This is a genomic window from Chryseobacterium indoltheticum (assembly GCF_003815915.1).
Classification (GTDB): Bacteria; Bacteroidota; Bacteroidia; order Flavobacteriales; family Weeksellaceae; genus Chryseobacterium; species Chryseobacterium indoltheticum.
The window spans coordinates 1,272,278-1,285,244 of sequence record NZ_CP033929.1; the positions used below are offsets into that span (position 1 = coordinate 1,272,278).

Annotated in this window: 12 protein-coding genes; 8 read left to right on the plus strand and 4 right to left on the minus strand. The window is 34.2% G+C overall.

Annotated elements, in window-relative coordinates; genetic code table 11:
* The first annotated feature begins 190 nt into the window (after positions 1-190).
* Positions 191-1,147, plus strand: a complete 957-nt coding sequence (locus EG358_RS05895; protein ID WP_076562680.1) for a hypothetical protein — start codon at positions 191-193, stop codon at positions 1,145-1,147.
* Between the two features lie 332 nt (positions 1,148-1,479).
* Here EG358_RS05895 and EG358_RS05900 read toward each other — a convergent pair whose 3' ends face one another.
* The 3 genes from EG358_RS05900 to EG358_RS05910 form a co-directional block, all read right to left on the minus strand.
* Positions 1,480-3,273: an endonuclease gene (locus EG358_RS05900; RefSeq protein WP_076562677.1), complete on the minus strand. Its 1,794-nt coding sequence runs from the start codon at positions 3,271-3,273 to the stop codon at positions 1,480-1,482.
* 195 nt (positions 3,274-3,468) lie between these two features.
* Positions 3,469-3,996, minus strand: coding sequence for a DUF4136 domain-containing protein (locus EG358_RS05905; RefSeq protein WP_076562675.1), 528 nt, complete (start codon positions 3,994-3,996; stop codon positions 3,469-3,471).
* Position 3,997: 1 nt separating this feature from the next.
* On the minus strand, positions 3,998-4,180 hold the full coding sequence (locus EG358_RS05910; RefSeq protein ID WP_047480711.1) for a DUF5522 domain-containing protein: 183 nt from the start codon (positions 4,178-4,180) through the stop codon (positions 3,998-4,000).
* 31 nt (positions 4,181-4,211) lie between these two features.
* Here EG358_RS05910 and EG358_RS05915 point away from each other — a divergent pair, with 31 nt between their 5' ends.
* The 7 genes from EG358_RS05915 to EG358_RS05945 all read left to right on the plus strand — a co-directional run bounded on the left by EG358_RS05915 (position 4,212) and on the right by EG358_RS05945 (position 11,459).
* On the plus strand, positions 4,212-4,541 hold the full coding sequence (locus EG358_RS05915) for a hypothetical protein (RefSeq protein ID WP_115596407.1): 330 nt from the start codon (positions 4,212-4,214) through the stop codon (positions 4,539-4,541).
* Positions 4,542-4,700: 159 nt separating this feature from the next.
* A complete protein-coding gene (locus EG358_RS05920; protein WP_076562670.1) occupies positions 4,701-5,609 on the plus strand; it encodes a 1-aminocyclopropane-1-carboxylate deaminase/D-cysteine desulfhydrase in 909 nt (302 codons plus the stop codon).
* 77 nt (positions 5,610-5,686) lie between these two features.
* On the plus strand, positions 5,687-6,745 hold the full coding sequence (locus EG358_RS05925; RefSeq protein ID WP_076562667.1) for a glycoside hydrolase family 73 protein: 1,059 nt from the start codon (positions 5,687-5,689) through the stop codon (positions 6,743-6,745).
* Positions 6,746-6,839: 94 nt separating this feature from the next.
* Positions 6,840-8,123 (plus strand): glutamate-1-semialdehyde 2,1-aminomutase, encoded by a 1,284-nt coding sequence (gene hemL, locus EG358_RS05930; RefSeq protein ID WP_076562665.1) that lies wholly within the window; start codon positions 6,840-6,842, stop codon positions 8,121-8,123.
* A gap of 146 nt (positions 8,124-8,269) precedes the next feature.
* On the plus strand, positions 8,270-9,601 hold the full coding sequence (locus EG358_RS05935) for an amidohydrolase (protein WP_076562663.1): 1,332 nt from the start codon (positions 8,270-8,272) through the stop codon (positions 9,599-9,601).
* A gap of 18 nt (positions 9,602-9,619) precedes the next feature.
* On the plus strand, positions 9,620-10,285 hold the full coding sequence (locus EG358_RS05940; protein WP_076562661.1) for an ankyrin repeat domain-containing protein: 666 nt from the start codon (positions 9,620-9,622) through the stop codon (positions 10,283-10,285).
* A gap of 280 nt (positions 10,286-10,565) precedes the next feature.
* Entirely contained in the window at positions 10,566-11,459 is an 894-nt protein-coding gene (locus EG358_RS05945) for a helix-turn-helix domain-containing protein (RefSeq protein ID WP_228421467.1), read from the plus strand.
* Positions 11,460-11,665: 206 nt separating this feature from the next.
* Here EG358_RS05945 and EG358_RS05950 read toward each other — a convergent pair whose 3' ends face one another.
* Positions 11,666-12,838, minus strand: a complete 1,173-nt coding sequence (locus EG358_RS05950) for a hypothetical protein (RefSeq protein ID WP_076562659.1) — start codon at positions 12,836-12,838, stop codon at positions 11,666-11,668.
* Positions 12,839-12,967 lie beyond the last annotated feature (129 nt).

Genomic DNA, 12,967 nt, shown 5'->3' on the forward strand with positions numbered 1-12,967 from the left:
CTCAAGTACACATTTTGGTATGGATTTATGCTCTCCAAGAAATCATAGCAGAAATTTAATTTCGTAAAAAAATGTTTAAATTGGAAATATCGAGCAAGTATTAATTGTAATTATTTAAACTTAGTTTTAAAAATAATTAGTAAATTAAGATCTCTTTTATAACACCAACATCAGAAAATATTTACAGAATATGATGGTACATTTTATCGTTCCTGGTGATACTTTGCAGAAGATTGCAGATGAGATCAATCTTGAAAATCCCGTTTATCTCAAAGAATTTCACAATCAGCATTGTCTGAAAGAAGACATGATTGTCGATCATTTGGTTCCCGGAAAAAAGCTGTTGTTACCCGATTTTGCGAAAATAAAAGCCTATAATGATAAAAATGATGCTCCTTTTAAAAGTCCGGAATTAAACCCAAAAATCGTTTTTGATCCGATTGGTTTTGATGAAAAATTTAAGATTAAAATTAAAGAATCATCAAATACTGAGGGTAAAACCGTTGAAAACAGTTTTTCGTATATCGCATCACTACAATGGATAAAAAACGAGTTTGATGATCATCTTTTTCAGTTTACCAAAGATCAGTTTTCAAATCAGAATAATACAAAAATGGAAAGCTTGGCAATTGAAAGCATGAAGTCTTTGTATCCGATTGAAGTTTTTGTGAACGCCAAAGGCGAGATCTTACGAACTGCTTTAAAGAAAGAAACTCTGAATAATTTTAAACAGATTAAAGAAAAATTAATAGATCTTTTTCCCGATAAATATGCTAAAATATATCTTGAAGAGTTTGAATATGTTGTCTTAAATCCTGATGTTTTTGATCAAAAAATGAAAGAAGACTGGTTTTTGAAAACCTACTTTTCAACTTTCCGAAATCCTTTTGAAAACGGAAAGTCTTTTTTTGAAATGTATTTAGATAAAACCTTATTGAAAGTTCAGCAAACTGCAAAATTGACGGATAGCAAAGAAGAAATTTTATTACATCAAACCTTAAAAAGTAAAGAAGAAAACCAAGATGATTTCACAGGAAATGTAACGGTTTTTAAAAACAATGGTATGATTGAATCTTTGAATGCAGTATATTCTTACAAAGAATTTTCAGTTTCCTATTCCACCGAATTTTTAATTGAAAATATATAAATGAAACAGTTTTTTTAATTTCCCGTAATTTCTCATTGTATTTCTTTGTTAAGTTTACTCCGTTGTTTAACTTAAAATCAGTCAATATTTAAAATTCTTTGTTTCCCTCTGCGTTAAATTAATGTAGGTTTTGTTGTAATTAATTGATTTTTAAATTGTTGTATTTGTTTGTATTTTTATCCGAAAAAGCTTTAATTTTTAAATATTTTCATAAAATTCGTGCATTCGTGGCAAACCAATTTACTTCCAATTATCATCTAAAAACCCGCGATATATATCTAAAAAAAGACTGCTTCAAAATTGAAACAGCCTCTTTTTATATTTTCTAAAACTTACTTAATCACAAATTTCAGACTAGATTCATCAAGCTTCAAAATATAAACTCCCTGCAAAAGACTTTTAATTTTAATTGACTTTCCATTTTTGAAAGGATTGTTAATAGTTTGCATTACTTTCCCTTGTAGATTATATATTTCCGCTTTTTTAATATTTTGCGTATCTCCTTTCACAAAAATTTCCTGATTCGTAATAGGGTTTGGATAGATCTGTAATTCTTTTGGCTCGGCAATAGTATTTATCGTTTGGCTTTGCCTTGAAGCAGAATTATTGCAAGTCCAGCTCAGGTTATCAATCGCCACTCTGTTGCTTGTAGAATTATTCACTAAAGTCACCACAACATTCCCTGAAACATTGATATTGTTAATTGTCGTCGTAGTTACCGTTGTGCTGTAAGGAACTGTTCCTACATTTACACCATTCACCTGAACCGTAAAATTTCCATTACTTCCACTGAATTTGAGTTGGGTTGTAACCGTCAAAGATCCTATTCCGTTTGCAGAGCTGCTCGATTTCAAAGATCCGTTTCTTATCGTAATTGCTTTGTTGGAAATGGTTTGATCGGTCCTTGAATCTGTTGCCGTCCATGTAATTCCGTTACTCGTCCATGTTTTTGTTGAATATGATGACGAACTGGCTGTTGGAATTGTCTCAAAAGTTTCATTTACACAACCTGTCGGATTCGGATTGGTAGTTCCTGCATTCGTCGTTGCTGAAACTGTAGTGCTGTTGGCTGAAGAGTTTCCTGCAGCATCTTTAGCTTTTATGTAAAAACTGTAGCTTGTAGAAGGATTTAGCCCTGTAACTGTTGTAGAAGTTGAAGAAACATTGGTTTTTAAGCTTCCATTCATATATACATCGTAAGAAGTTACGGCTACATTATCTGTTGCTGCATTCCATGTAAGAGAAACGGTGTTGGATGTTTTTCCTGAAACGGTTAAATTAGTAACTGTTGACGGAGCTTGAGTATCGGTTGTTGGAGTTTGCCCTCCCCAAATTTGGTTCACATAACTTGGATTGTCTATAAACGGATTTCTGTTCCCCTGAAAAGTATACGATGCATTGTTTCTGTTGATTTCTGCTTGCGAAACCGGATCCTGATTATGCCAAGCGAGAAGTACATTCAGTTCCCACGTTTGCAGTCCCGGAAAAGCAGAACTGCCAATCATATTTCCGGTAGAGAACGTAGATAATTTGCTTTGGTATCTTGTCACAAAATAGAAAACCATTCTTGCTACATCACCTTTAAACTCATCAATGGGTTCAAAGACCGTCCCGGAAAATCCTGCAGATGAAGAACTTCCCAATTTTGATCCGTTTTGAGAAGTAAAACTTGCACTTCCCACTTTTCCAAAAGGATAATTAGAACGCATTCCGTTTACCTTTCCATCTGTAGCTCTGATGAAATGAACATCATTTTTCATTGGCGAAGCTTCATTAAAAAGACTTTGAGGAACAATGTGTTCACGATTATAGCAATTACCTTCAGTAGAATAAGTGCCACATTGATTGTTTCCTGGAGTAAACTTATAAGGGTCGACAGAGCTCGGTCTTTCTGAATAAATATCAAGAATAGAACCGTCATTTTCATAATTTTTATCAATGTCGGTGGTTTTATAAGCGGTCCAAAGCCCGCTGTATCCTTTGTCTTGATGACCGTTGGTAATAATTGTGCTTAAAGCTGTTTTTAGAGAAGCTCCAGACAATCCGTTCGCTGCATTGTAATATCCTGCCGGAGCCTGCGCATAGGCAAGCTGGGAGAATACTACGCATAAAAGTAGTTTTTTCATAATAATATTATTGTTGGTAAAGATTAAAATAATTTGGTAAAAGTAAAATTACACTATTATTAAATTTAAAAACAATTATTTTTTCCGGAACAGATTAATTTTTTGTAAAATGGAGTATTGATTCCCGAAAATAACGCACACAAAAAAGTCAACACAATTTTGTGTTGACTTTTAATATAATTTAAAATTAAAATTTTATTTCTTCATTCCCGGAGGATAGTTAGCCATAATTTCAGCTACAATCTGAGGGATTTGTTTTTGTTTGGCTTTTGGTCTGTCTACAGCGATTCCGCTACCGATTCCCTGCCATACCAATTTTTGAGTTTGACCATCTACAAGATCTACAATGATAGCACCTTCGTTATAATTGCTGGTCCAGGTTCTGTTCATCCCGATTCCCCAACCGAAACCTCCGCCCCAGCCCCACATTCCGTACGGATTCGTGGTATTGATATCGGTAATTTTTTTGTGGTTTGCTTTTACGTTGACAATCAAATCCGGATTTTCCCCAGGCTGAAGTCCTTTTGTCTGTAATTGTTTAGATAGCTCATTCAAAACTCTGTCTTTATCAATATCATTCAATTTCAAATCGTCGATTCTGATTTTGTATGTTTTGTAAGATGTAAAATTAGCAGTTTGAGCATAATCTGAGCGTACTTTGAATGGGCTGCAAGACGACAAACCTAAACTTGCCGCAAGCAAAATAAAAATATATTTCTTCATTTTATTTATTTTTTTTATTGGTTTTTATAAATGTGTCAGTCTTTTTATCATATCCGTACGGGCAGTGTCTGCAACCACTTTTACAACAATGTCCACGTTTAAGATGGAATTTTTCGGTAAAAACTTTGTAACCTTGCTCGTTATAGTAAAAGTCTTCACCTTCTTTGATTTCAAAAAGAGCCATAAGTTAAATCAAAACTTTTATATTTGTTATCATGATAATTGTGTGCCAAAAGCTCCTCAAAAATACAAAAATAAACGGCATTACGCTCTATCCTTTTATTTTCATCAAAAATCCTGAAGATAAGAAGAATAGGGTCTTGATTAATCATGAAAAAATTCACATTCGACAACAATTAGAGCTGTTGGTGATCTTCTTTTACATCTTATATATAGCCGAATATTATTATCATTTTTTCAGACTTAAAAATGCGCATTCAGCCTATCACGCCATTTCTTTTGAAAGAGAAGCTTATGCGATGGAACACGATTTAAATTATCTGAAAAAAAGAAATTTGTGGGCATTCAGAAAATATTTTAATTAAAAGATTAGCGCTCCAAAATTCCCCTCCTCTGGAGGGGTGGCGAAAATTCAAAGAATTTTTGACGGGGTGGTAAAAAAAATATTCGTAGGAAATCCATGTTATCCAAAGTAGCTCAAATAAAAAAACTAATTTTGTTAAAACAAGTATCATTTAGAACAAATGCTATTACAACTTCCGACAGAAACGATTCCAATTCAGGAAATTCCAATTCATAAAAAAGTAAAGCTTTTCATCAAGAGAGAAGATCTTATTCATCCACAAATTTCAGGGAATAAATACTGGAAACTTTTTTACAATATCAATAATTATTTGGAAACTCTACCGGAAAATCCTTTAATTATAACATTTGGCGGAGCCTACTCAAACCATATTTCTGCAGTTTCTGCCACAGGAAAACTTTCCGGAATTAAAACTTTAGGAATTATAAGAGGCGAAGAATTAGAACAAAAATGGCGTGATAATCCGACCTTAGTTTTAGCAAAAAGAAACGGGATGAATTTAAAATTTGTGACCCGTGAAGAATACCGACATAAGGAAAAACTAACTGAGTTTCTGTTGCATGAATTTCCTGAAGCATTAATAATTCCCGAAGGTGGAACCAATGAAAATGCTGTTCAGGGTGTAAAAATGATGCTCAATAACGATACAAAAGATTTTGATTATCTTTGCACCGCAGTTGGAACCGGAGGTACTTTGGCGGGGATTTCAGAGTTTTGTGAAGATAATCAAAAGGTTATAGGTTTTAAAGTAGTTGAAGATTCTTCTTTAGAAAGCAAAATTTTGGAGTTAACCTCTAAAAGAAATTTTCATCTAACCGATGCTGCTTTTGGCGGTTATGGTAAAATAAATGATGAAAATGTTCGTTTTATCAATGATTTTAAAGTAAAGTTTCAAATTCCTTTAGAACCGGTTTATACAGGAAAGATGATGCTGAAATTGTTTGAAATGATTGATGCTGATTATTTTCCTGAAGGAAGCAAAATCCTGTGTTTTCATACCGGAGGTTTGCAGGGAATAGAAGGAGCCAATTTGCTTTTAGAAAAACAAAATAGAAATTTAATAATATAAAGCTGAAAGCATGAGGTAATCATGCAAATATTAAAGTACAAGTAAATTACTTGTCAGGCTTTAAAAAATCAAGAAACATGAAAAGACTTTTCTTACTAATTAGCCTTTTAGTTTTATCAAAATTCTCAGCTCAGACCTGGGCTACAGAAGATCAGTACATCCAGAAATTTGCTCAATATGCAGTGGAAGAAATGGAAAAGTACAAGATTCCGGCTTCAATTACTCTTGCGCAAGGACTTTTAGAAACCGGTGGTGGACAAAGCCGTTTGGCGCAGGAAGGAAAAAACCATTTCGGTATAAAATGTAAAGAAGACTGGACCGGAAAAACAATGAAGCATACCGATGATGCTCCAAATGAATGTTTCCGTGTGTATGACGATCCTAAACAATCTTACGAAGACCACTCTATATTTTTGGCAACAAGAAAATATTACACCAAACTTTTTGATCTTGATATGAAAGATTACAGAGCTTGGGCGCATGGTTTAAAAAAAGCAGGTTATGCTACTAATCCTCGTTATGCATCAATTCTTATCGGAAAAATTGAAAAATACAAGCTGTATGAGTTTGATGAAGTAAATTCTAAGGAAGTTCTTTATGCAGTATTAAAAAAATATCCAGATCTGAAAGATGACCGTGCTTTCATGGCAAGAATGGAACCTGCAAAAGCTACTAAAAAAACAACGACACCTGTCACTGTAAAAGTTCCTTACAAAGCGACCTCTTATGCGCAACAACAGCAAAGAGTGGAAAGAATTAAAACAAAAGCAGAAATTCTTAATTCTATTTTAATAAAAAGTCATCCGAATGGCGGCTTGAAATATATTGTGATTCCCGAAGATACCGATGTACAGTATATTGCTAAGAAATTTAAAATCAGTGAAAGTAAACTGATGAAATGGAATGAGCTCGAAGGAATGGTATTGGCAAAAAATGAAGTCGTTTTCCTTGAATCTAAAAATTCTGATGGAAATACTGCAACCTACAAAGCCGAATATGGTGAAGATATGTATGATATAGCACAGAAATTTGGCATCAAACTCAATAAATTATACTCAAAAAACAGAATGGATGAAGGTCAAAAACCATCCGCTGGACAATTAATTTATCTGATCGACAAAAAACCTAGAAACTAATTTTGGTTGCTGGTTTTTAGTTGAAAGTTGTTAGTTTTAAATACAGACAATAATCGCTATCAACTAATTACTATCAACTATCAACTAATTAATAATGAAATACCAAAGAAGTTCAGCTTTATTTGAAGAAGCTTACAAATATATTCCGGGAGGTGTAAATTCTCCGGTTCGTGCGTTTAAATCGGTGGGTGGAGTTCCCGTTTTTATGAAATCTGCGAAAGGCGCTTACCTTACAGATGCCGATGATAACACGTATGTAGACTACATTAATTCTTGGGGACCTGCAATTTTGGGTCACACCCATCCTGAAGTTTTAGAAGAATTAAAAATTCAGGCACAAAAAGGTTTCTCTTTTGGTGCACCAACAGAATTGGAAACTGAAATTGCAAAATTCATTACCGAAAATGTTCCGAATATCGACCAGATCAGAATGGTTTCTTCAGGTACAGAAGCGTGTATGAGCGCAATCAGATTGGCAAGAGGTTTTACAGGAAGAGATAAATTTATAAAATTTGAAGGCTGTTATCATGGTCATTCAGATTCGTTTTTGATAAAAGCGGGAAGTGGCGCTGCAACTTTTGGAAATCCAAATTCGCCGGGCGTAACGGCTGGAACAGCAAAAGACACTTTGTTAGCAAGATATAATGATTTTGAACAAGTTGAAGATTTGTTCAGACATAATCAGGGTGAAATTGCAGCGGTAATTATAGAGCCGGTTGCTGGAAACATGGGTTGTGTACTTCCTGAAAATGATTTCTTACAAAAATTAAGAAAAATCTGTGATGAAAACGGAGCCTTATTGATTTTTGATGAAGTGATGACAGGTTTCAGATTGGCTTTTGGTGGAGCTCAGGAATTGTTTAATGTGAAAGCCGATTTGGTAACTTACGGTAAAGTAATCGGAGGCGGACTTCCGGTAGGAGCTTTTGCCGGAAGAAACGAAATTATGGATCATCTTGCTCCAAAAGGCGGTGTTTATCAAGCCGGAACTTTGAGCGGAAATCCTTTGGCAATGAGAGCAGGTTTAAAAACTTTGCAAATCATTAAAAACGATCCTGAATTTTTCAACAGATTAGCTAAAACAACAGAAACTTTAGACTTTGAAATCGGAAAAATTCTAAACGAAAAAGGAATCGAACACAGAATCAACAGAAAAGGTTCAATGATGTCGGTTTTCTTCCACATCAATGCGGTTTCCAATTTTGATGAAGCGCAGAATGCAAACCATTCGTTATTCAATAATTTCTTTCATCAGCTTTTGACCAACGGAATTTATCTTCCGCCAAGTGGTTATGAAACCTATTTCATCAGCGATGCGATCAAAGACAAAGAAATCGATATGACTTTAGAAGCGGTAAGAAAATTTCAGTATTCTTAAAAATCATAAGACATAAATTATAGAGGATGAGGCTTAAAACTTCATCCTTTTTTTATTTATTTAAATGAAAATCATACAAGCAATGTGATAAATGATACAATTCTAAGACCTTAGTTCTTGCTAATTTTGTATCATAGAAATTGAATATGGAAAGGTCTAATAATATTTCGCGAAAAGATTTTTTGAAAAGCTCTGCTTTAGCAATGGCTGGAATTACTTTAACGCCTACAGTGATGAGCGCAAATACGCTTTCTGAAGATAAAGTTTTAGGAGTAAATGGTAAATTAATTCTTAAGAATGTCCGCCTTGAAACCGGTTTTGAATATGAAGAAGGGGAAGTGATCTCTACAAAGACAGATTTGTTTTTAGTGGAAACTGAAAACGGAAATATCACAAAAATAGCTCCGAATGATCCTAAAGCCAAAGCGGTGGATGCAAAAGGATTTTTGATGCTTCCGGCTTTTAAAGATATGCATATTCACCTTGATAAAACTTTTTATGGCGACAAATGGCAGGCTGTCAGAAAAAGAAAAGGCGGAGTAAAAGGAATGATTGCTTTGGAAGAACAAATCATGCTGGAAATTCTGAAAAATTCTACCTACAAAGCAGAAAAAATGATTGAATTGATTCAGTCCAAAGGAACTGCTTTTGCAAGAAGTCATGTGAATATTGAGCCTACTTCCAAGCTCGATTCTTTGAAAAATTTACAGAAAGCTTTAGATAATAAAAAGAAAAGTTTCGGAGCAGAAATTGTTGCCTTTCCGCAACACGGAGTTTTTTACAAAAATTCTGTTCCTTATTTGAAAGAAGCAGCTCAGATGAATATCGATTTTATCGGTGGAGTAGATCCTTACACGATTGACGGAGCGATTGAAAAAACAATTGATTTTACGGTACAACTCGCTTTAGATCATCAAAAAGGAATTGACATTCATCTTCATGAAACCGGAGAATCAGGTTTGAAAACGGTTGAATACCTTATCGATAAAGTGAATGAAAATCCTTCTTTAAAAGGAAAAACATTTTTTAGTCATTGTTTTATTTTAGGTAAATTAGATAAAATAAAACAAGAAGAGATTGCCGAAAAATTAGGCAATGCTCGAGTGGGAATTGCTTCAACGATTCCTATCGGAAATTTGATTATGCCGCTTCCGACTTTACAAAAACATAATGTAACCGTTTATACCGGAAACGACAGTATTATCGATCATTGGAATACGTACGGAACCGGAAGTGTTTTAGAAAAAGCCAATCTTTATGCTCAGCTTTACGGTCAGTCGACTGAATTTTTGCTTTCAAGAAGTTTAAAATTGGCCACGGCAAATCTAACTCCTTTGGATGATAAAGGCGTTCAGCAATGGCCGAAAACAGGTGATGATGCCGATTTTGTTTTGCTGAATGCAAGTTGTTCGGCAGAAGCGGTATCAAGAATTTCAAACGTAGAATCTCTTATTTATAGAGGGAACGTGGTATTTTAATTAAATAAAAATCAGGCGATGAAAGTTTTGTTTTTTCTGTTGTGTTTTATCAGTATAAATGCTTGCGAAAAAAGCTTTTCTCAACCTGTAAAAGAAATTATGATTAATGGTGAAAATGTGATTGAGCTTGTAAAGAGTAATAATGCAGAAGGTTTAAGAACGGCTTTGGAAAACGGAGCCGATGTGAATACGAAAGATTCGAGAGGAAGATCTTTGCTGCTTCTTGCCGCGGTAGGAAAAAAGATAAAAATTGCAAAAATCCTTGTCGAGTATAAAGCGGATGTTAACCTGCAGGATCAACAATTAGATAGTCCGTTTTTGTTTGCAGGTGCAAACGGACAGACCGAATTGGTGAAATTATTTCTGGAAAACGGAGCTCGTTTTGACGTTTTCAACAGATACAACGGAACGGCTTTAATTCCTGCCTGCGAAAGAGGTCACGTAGAAACTGTAAACGTTTTGGCGAATACGGAAGGCTTTCCGATTAATCATGTGAACAGATTGGGATGGACTGCTTTGATGGAAGCGGTGATTTTAGGTGACGGAAGTTTAAAATACCAGCAAATTGTTCAGATCCTTAAAGATAAAAAGGCAAAAGATATTCCCGATAACGACGGAGTTAAGGCTTTGGAACACGCAAAATCTTTAGGTTATAAAGAGATTGTAAAAATTTTAGAATCTTAAAACTGCCCAAACTTAGAAACGCTTGAAGCTTTATTATTTTAAATTATACATGATTGATATTTACTTTTTTTCAATCAGTTTTTCTTAGTATTTGAGGTTTTTTTAACCGCAAAAGAATCAAAAGATTAAGTTATTCAAAAGTTTGCACAACGAGTGTTAATTAAGTTTTTTACATTTTGTAAGCTTTTGAATTTCTATTCTTCTATCATTTCTTTTGAATCTTTTGCGGTAAAATATTTTTTCTCATGTACTAAGTCAGTTTTTATATAAATTCATGAAAATGATTAACTGCATAAATTTCACTAATTTTAAGCAAAAATCATTCGGAATGAGCCGTCGTTCAGATTATTTTCCGGTTTTGGGTATTCAGGATTTCAAGGATGATCATTCTTTGGAAGCCCATCTTCTGTTTAATGAACTTTACGGAGAACGCTCTATCGATCATCCGCACAAGCATGATTTTTTTATCATTAATATTTTTGAAAAAGCAAAAGGAAATCATATCATCGATTTTGTAGATTATGAAGTGAAAGATCATCAGATTCATTTGGTTTTCCCCGATCAGGTGCATCAATGGGATATTGAAGCAGGAACAATAGGATATCAATTGATGATCAGCAGAGATTGGTTTGAAAGTTTAATTCCGGCTTTGAGATTTTCACAATTATTTTATCAGAATCATCCGGTGATAGACCTTTCAGATATGAGTTTTGAATTTCTGGTTTATGAATTTAAGACTATTAAAAAACTTTTGAATGATGAGAATATCTTTTGGGAAATGATTCAGAAACGTAGCGAAATGATTGGATTACTCATCAGTGAAGCGGTAGAATTTATTTTTAAAAATGATGAACGATATCATGCAAATCCTGTTTTTTCAAAGTTTTTAAACCTTATTGATGAACATTTTAAAGAAAAACGTTCTGTTTCTTTTTATGCTGAAAAGCTTAATATTTCTCCGAATTATTTAAATATCATCTGTAAAAAAAGCATCAATTCTTCAGCTTCATCGCTTATTCAGGATAGAATTTTACTTGAAGCGAAGCGTCTTCTGAAAGTGTCAGAAAAATCGGTGAAAGATATTGTTTTTGATTTGGGATTTTATGATCAGGCAAGTTTTTCAAAATTTTTTAAGTCACAAACAGGTATGACACCTTCTCAATTCAAAGAATGATCATTGGAAAAGGTTGAACTTCTACGGAGTTCTAATTGTGGTTCTTACCATTATGCTACAAAGGTATTGCTCCTCCGGAGCTGCCCAGATTGTGAGACAAATTGGTATAAGGAAAATTCTAAATGAAAATGATATAAGTTAATTGTTTAAATAAAAATTCCTCAGAAAATATTTCTAAGGAATTTTAATATTGATGTTGAATTTAATTATTGTAATCCGGACCAACCAACTGCCCAGGCTGGCGTTAAAATTCCGTTTCCAGCTCCGGTTGCATCAGGTTTTTCGGTATAAGTGTTGGCTAAAATTGTTACAGATGTACCCGCTGTTGAAGTAGCTGAAATCTTAGCCGTAACATTGGTGGCATTAAATAGAATGTCTTTTACTTTACTTTGACCGTTAAAATAAGTAACGGTTGCGTCACCTTGTAAATTAATACCTGTTTTCCAGCTTGAAATCACAACATTTTCAATCGTGGCTTGCGCTCCCGATGATAACAGTATGCCATTAGCTTCGCCTGTGTCATTTCCTCCGATTACAGTCACGTTTTTGATAGTTGCGCTTGATTGAGGAGAAGCAGTAGGATTTGTAGCATTATTAATACCTTTAATTCCATTATTTCCTGTGCCGTCTGCTTTTCTTTTGGTATAAATATTTGTTGCCGTTCCGATCCATCCGTCTTTATAACTGAATGCATGATTGGTATTTCCGATTGAAACAATATTTAAAACATTTACCGTTCCGCCATAAATTTCAATACCGTCGTCTGCATTATTTAAAAGTGCCACGCTTTCTACTCTGGTCTCGTTACCGATCCCGAAAAGTGAAAGACCGTTAAATTTTTTACTGGTTGTAAATTCGGCACCTGCATATTCAATTCTTACATAATTCAATGATCCTGAATTATCTGTAGTTTCAGTTCCTCCGTAAGTTAAATTTCCTATTTCTGATGACCCTGTATTTCCTGTATTAATCGGAGCTTTACCACAAATGACTATTCCGCCCCAATTTCCGGCAACGGTTGTCTCTGATGTAAATAAAACCGGTGAACCCGCTGTACCGTTGGCGTAGATTTTTCCACCCTGTTCTACAAGAACGTAAGAGGAAGCTCCTGATGTAGCAATAATTCTTGTTCCGGCAGGAATGACGAGAGTTCCACCATTTTTTACGGTAACAATACCATTGAGCTTATAAAATTTCATAGGATCAAGTGTTACAACTTGCCCGCTGGTAACATCACCTTTAAAATTGTTGGGATCCTGAGCGATTCCGACCACTGCAATTTCAGAAGTTATATCTTCTTCTTTACCGCACGAATGAATGATCAATGATGAGCAGATAATGAAAGCTGCAATGATTAATTTTAAGTGATTTTTCTTCATAATTCTCAGGTTACTCTTCTTCAACGAGATTTTTATCAATCTATTTTGAATGAGAAGACCAAATTACTATTTTTTTGCTTGGTTTCCCAACAGAATATTGATGATTTAATTTTAGTATTAAATATTTAA

Excerpts from the sequence above, each read along its gene's own strand:
- EG358_RS05945 (WP_228421467.1), top strand. The coding sequence starts at position 10,566 with ATGATTAACTGCATAAATTTCACTAATTTTAAGCAAAAATCATTCGGA.
- hemL (WP_076562665.1), top strand. The coding sequence starts at position 6,840 with ATGAAATACCAAAGAAGTTCAGCTTTATTTGAAGAAGCTTACAAATAT.
- EG358_RS05905 (WP_076562675.1), bottom strand. The coding sequence starts at position 3,996 with ATGAAGAAATATATTTTTATTTTGCTTGCGGCAAGTTTAGGTTTGTCG.
- EG358_RS05940 (WP_076562661.1), top strand. The coding sequence starts at position 9,620 with ATGAAAGTTTTGTTTTTTCTGTTGTGTTTTATCAGTATAAATGCTTGC.
- EG358_RS05920 (WP_076562670.1), top strand. The coding sequence starts at position 4,701 with ATGCTATTACAACTTCCGACAGAAACGATTCCAATTCAGGAAATTCCA.
- EG358_RS05895 (WP_076562680.1), top strand. The coding sequence starts at position 191 with ATGATGGTACATTTTATCGTTCCTGGTGATACTTTGCAGAAGATTGCA.
- EG358_RS05935 (WP_076562663.1), top strand. The coding sequence starts at position 8,270 with ATGGAAAGGTCTAATAATATTTCGCGAAAAGATTTTTTGAAAAGCTCT.
- EG358_RS05900 (WP_076562677.1), bottom strand. The coding sequence starts at position 3,273 with ATGAAAAAACTACTTTTATGCGTAGTATTCTCCCAGCTTGCCTATGCG.
- EG358_RS05915 (WP_115596407.1), top strand. The coding sequence starts at position 4,212 with ATGATAATTGTGTGCCAAAAGCTCCTCAAAAATACAAAAATAAACGGC.
- EG358_RS05925 (WP_076562667.1), top strand. The coding sequence starts at position 5,687 with ATGAAAAGACTTTTCTTACTAATTAGCCTTTTAGTTTTATCAAAATTC.
- EG358_RS05910 (WP_047480711.1), bottom strand. The coding sequence starts at position 4,180 with ATGGCTCTTTTTGAAATCAAAGAAGGTGAAGACTTTTACTATAACGAG.
- EG358_RS05950 (WP_076562659.1), bottom strand. The coding sequence starts at position 12,838 with ATGAAGAAAAATCACTTAAAATTAATCATTGCAGCTTTCATTATCTGC.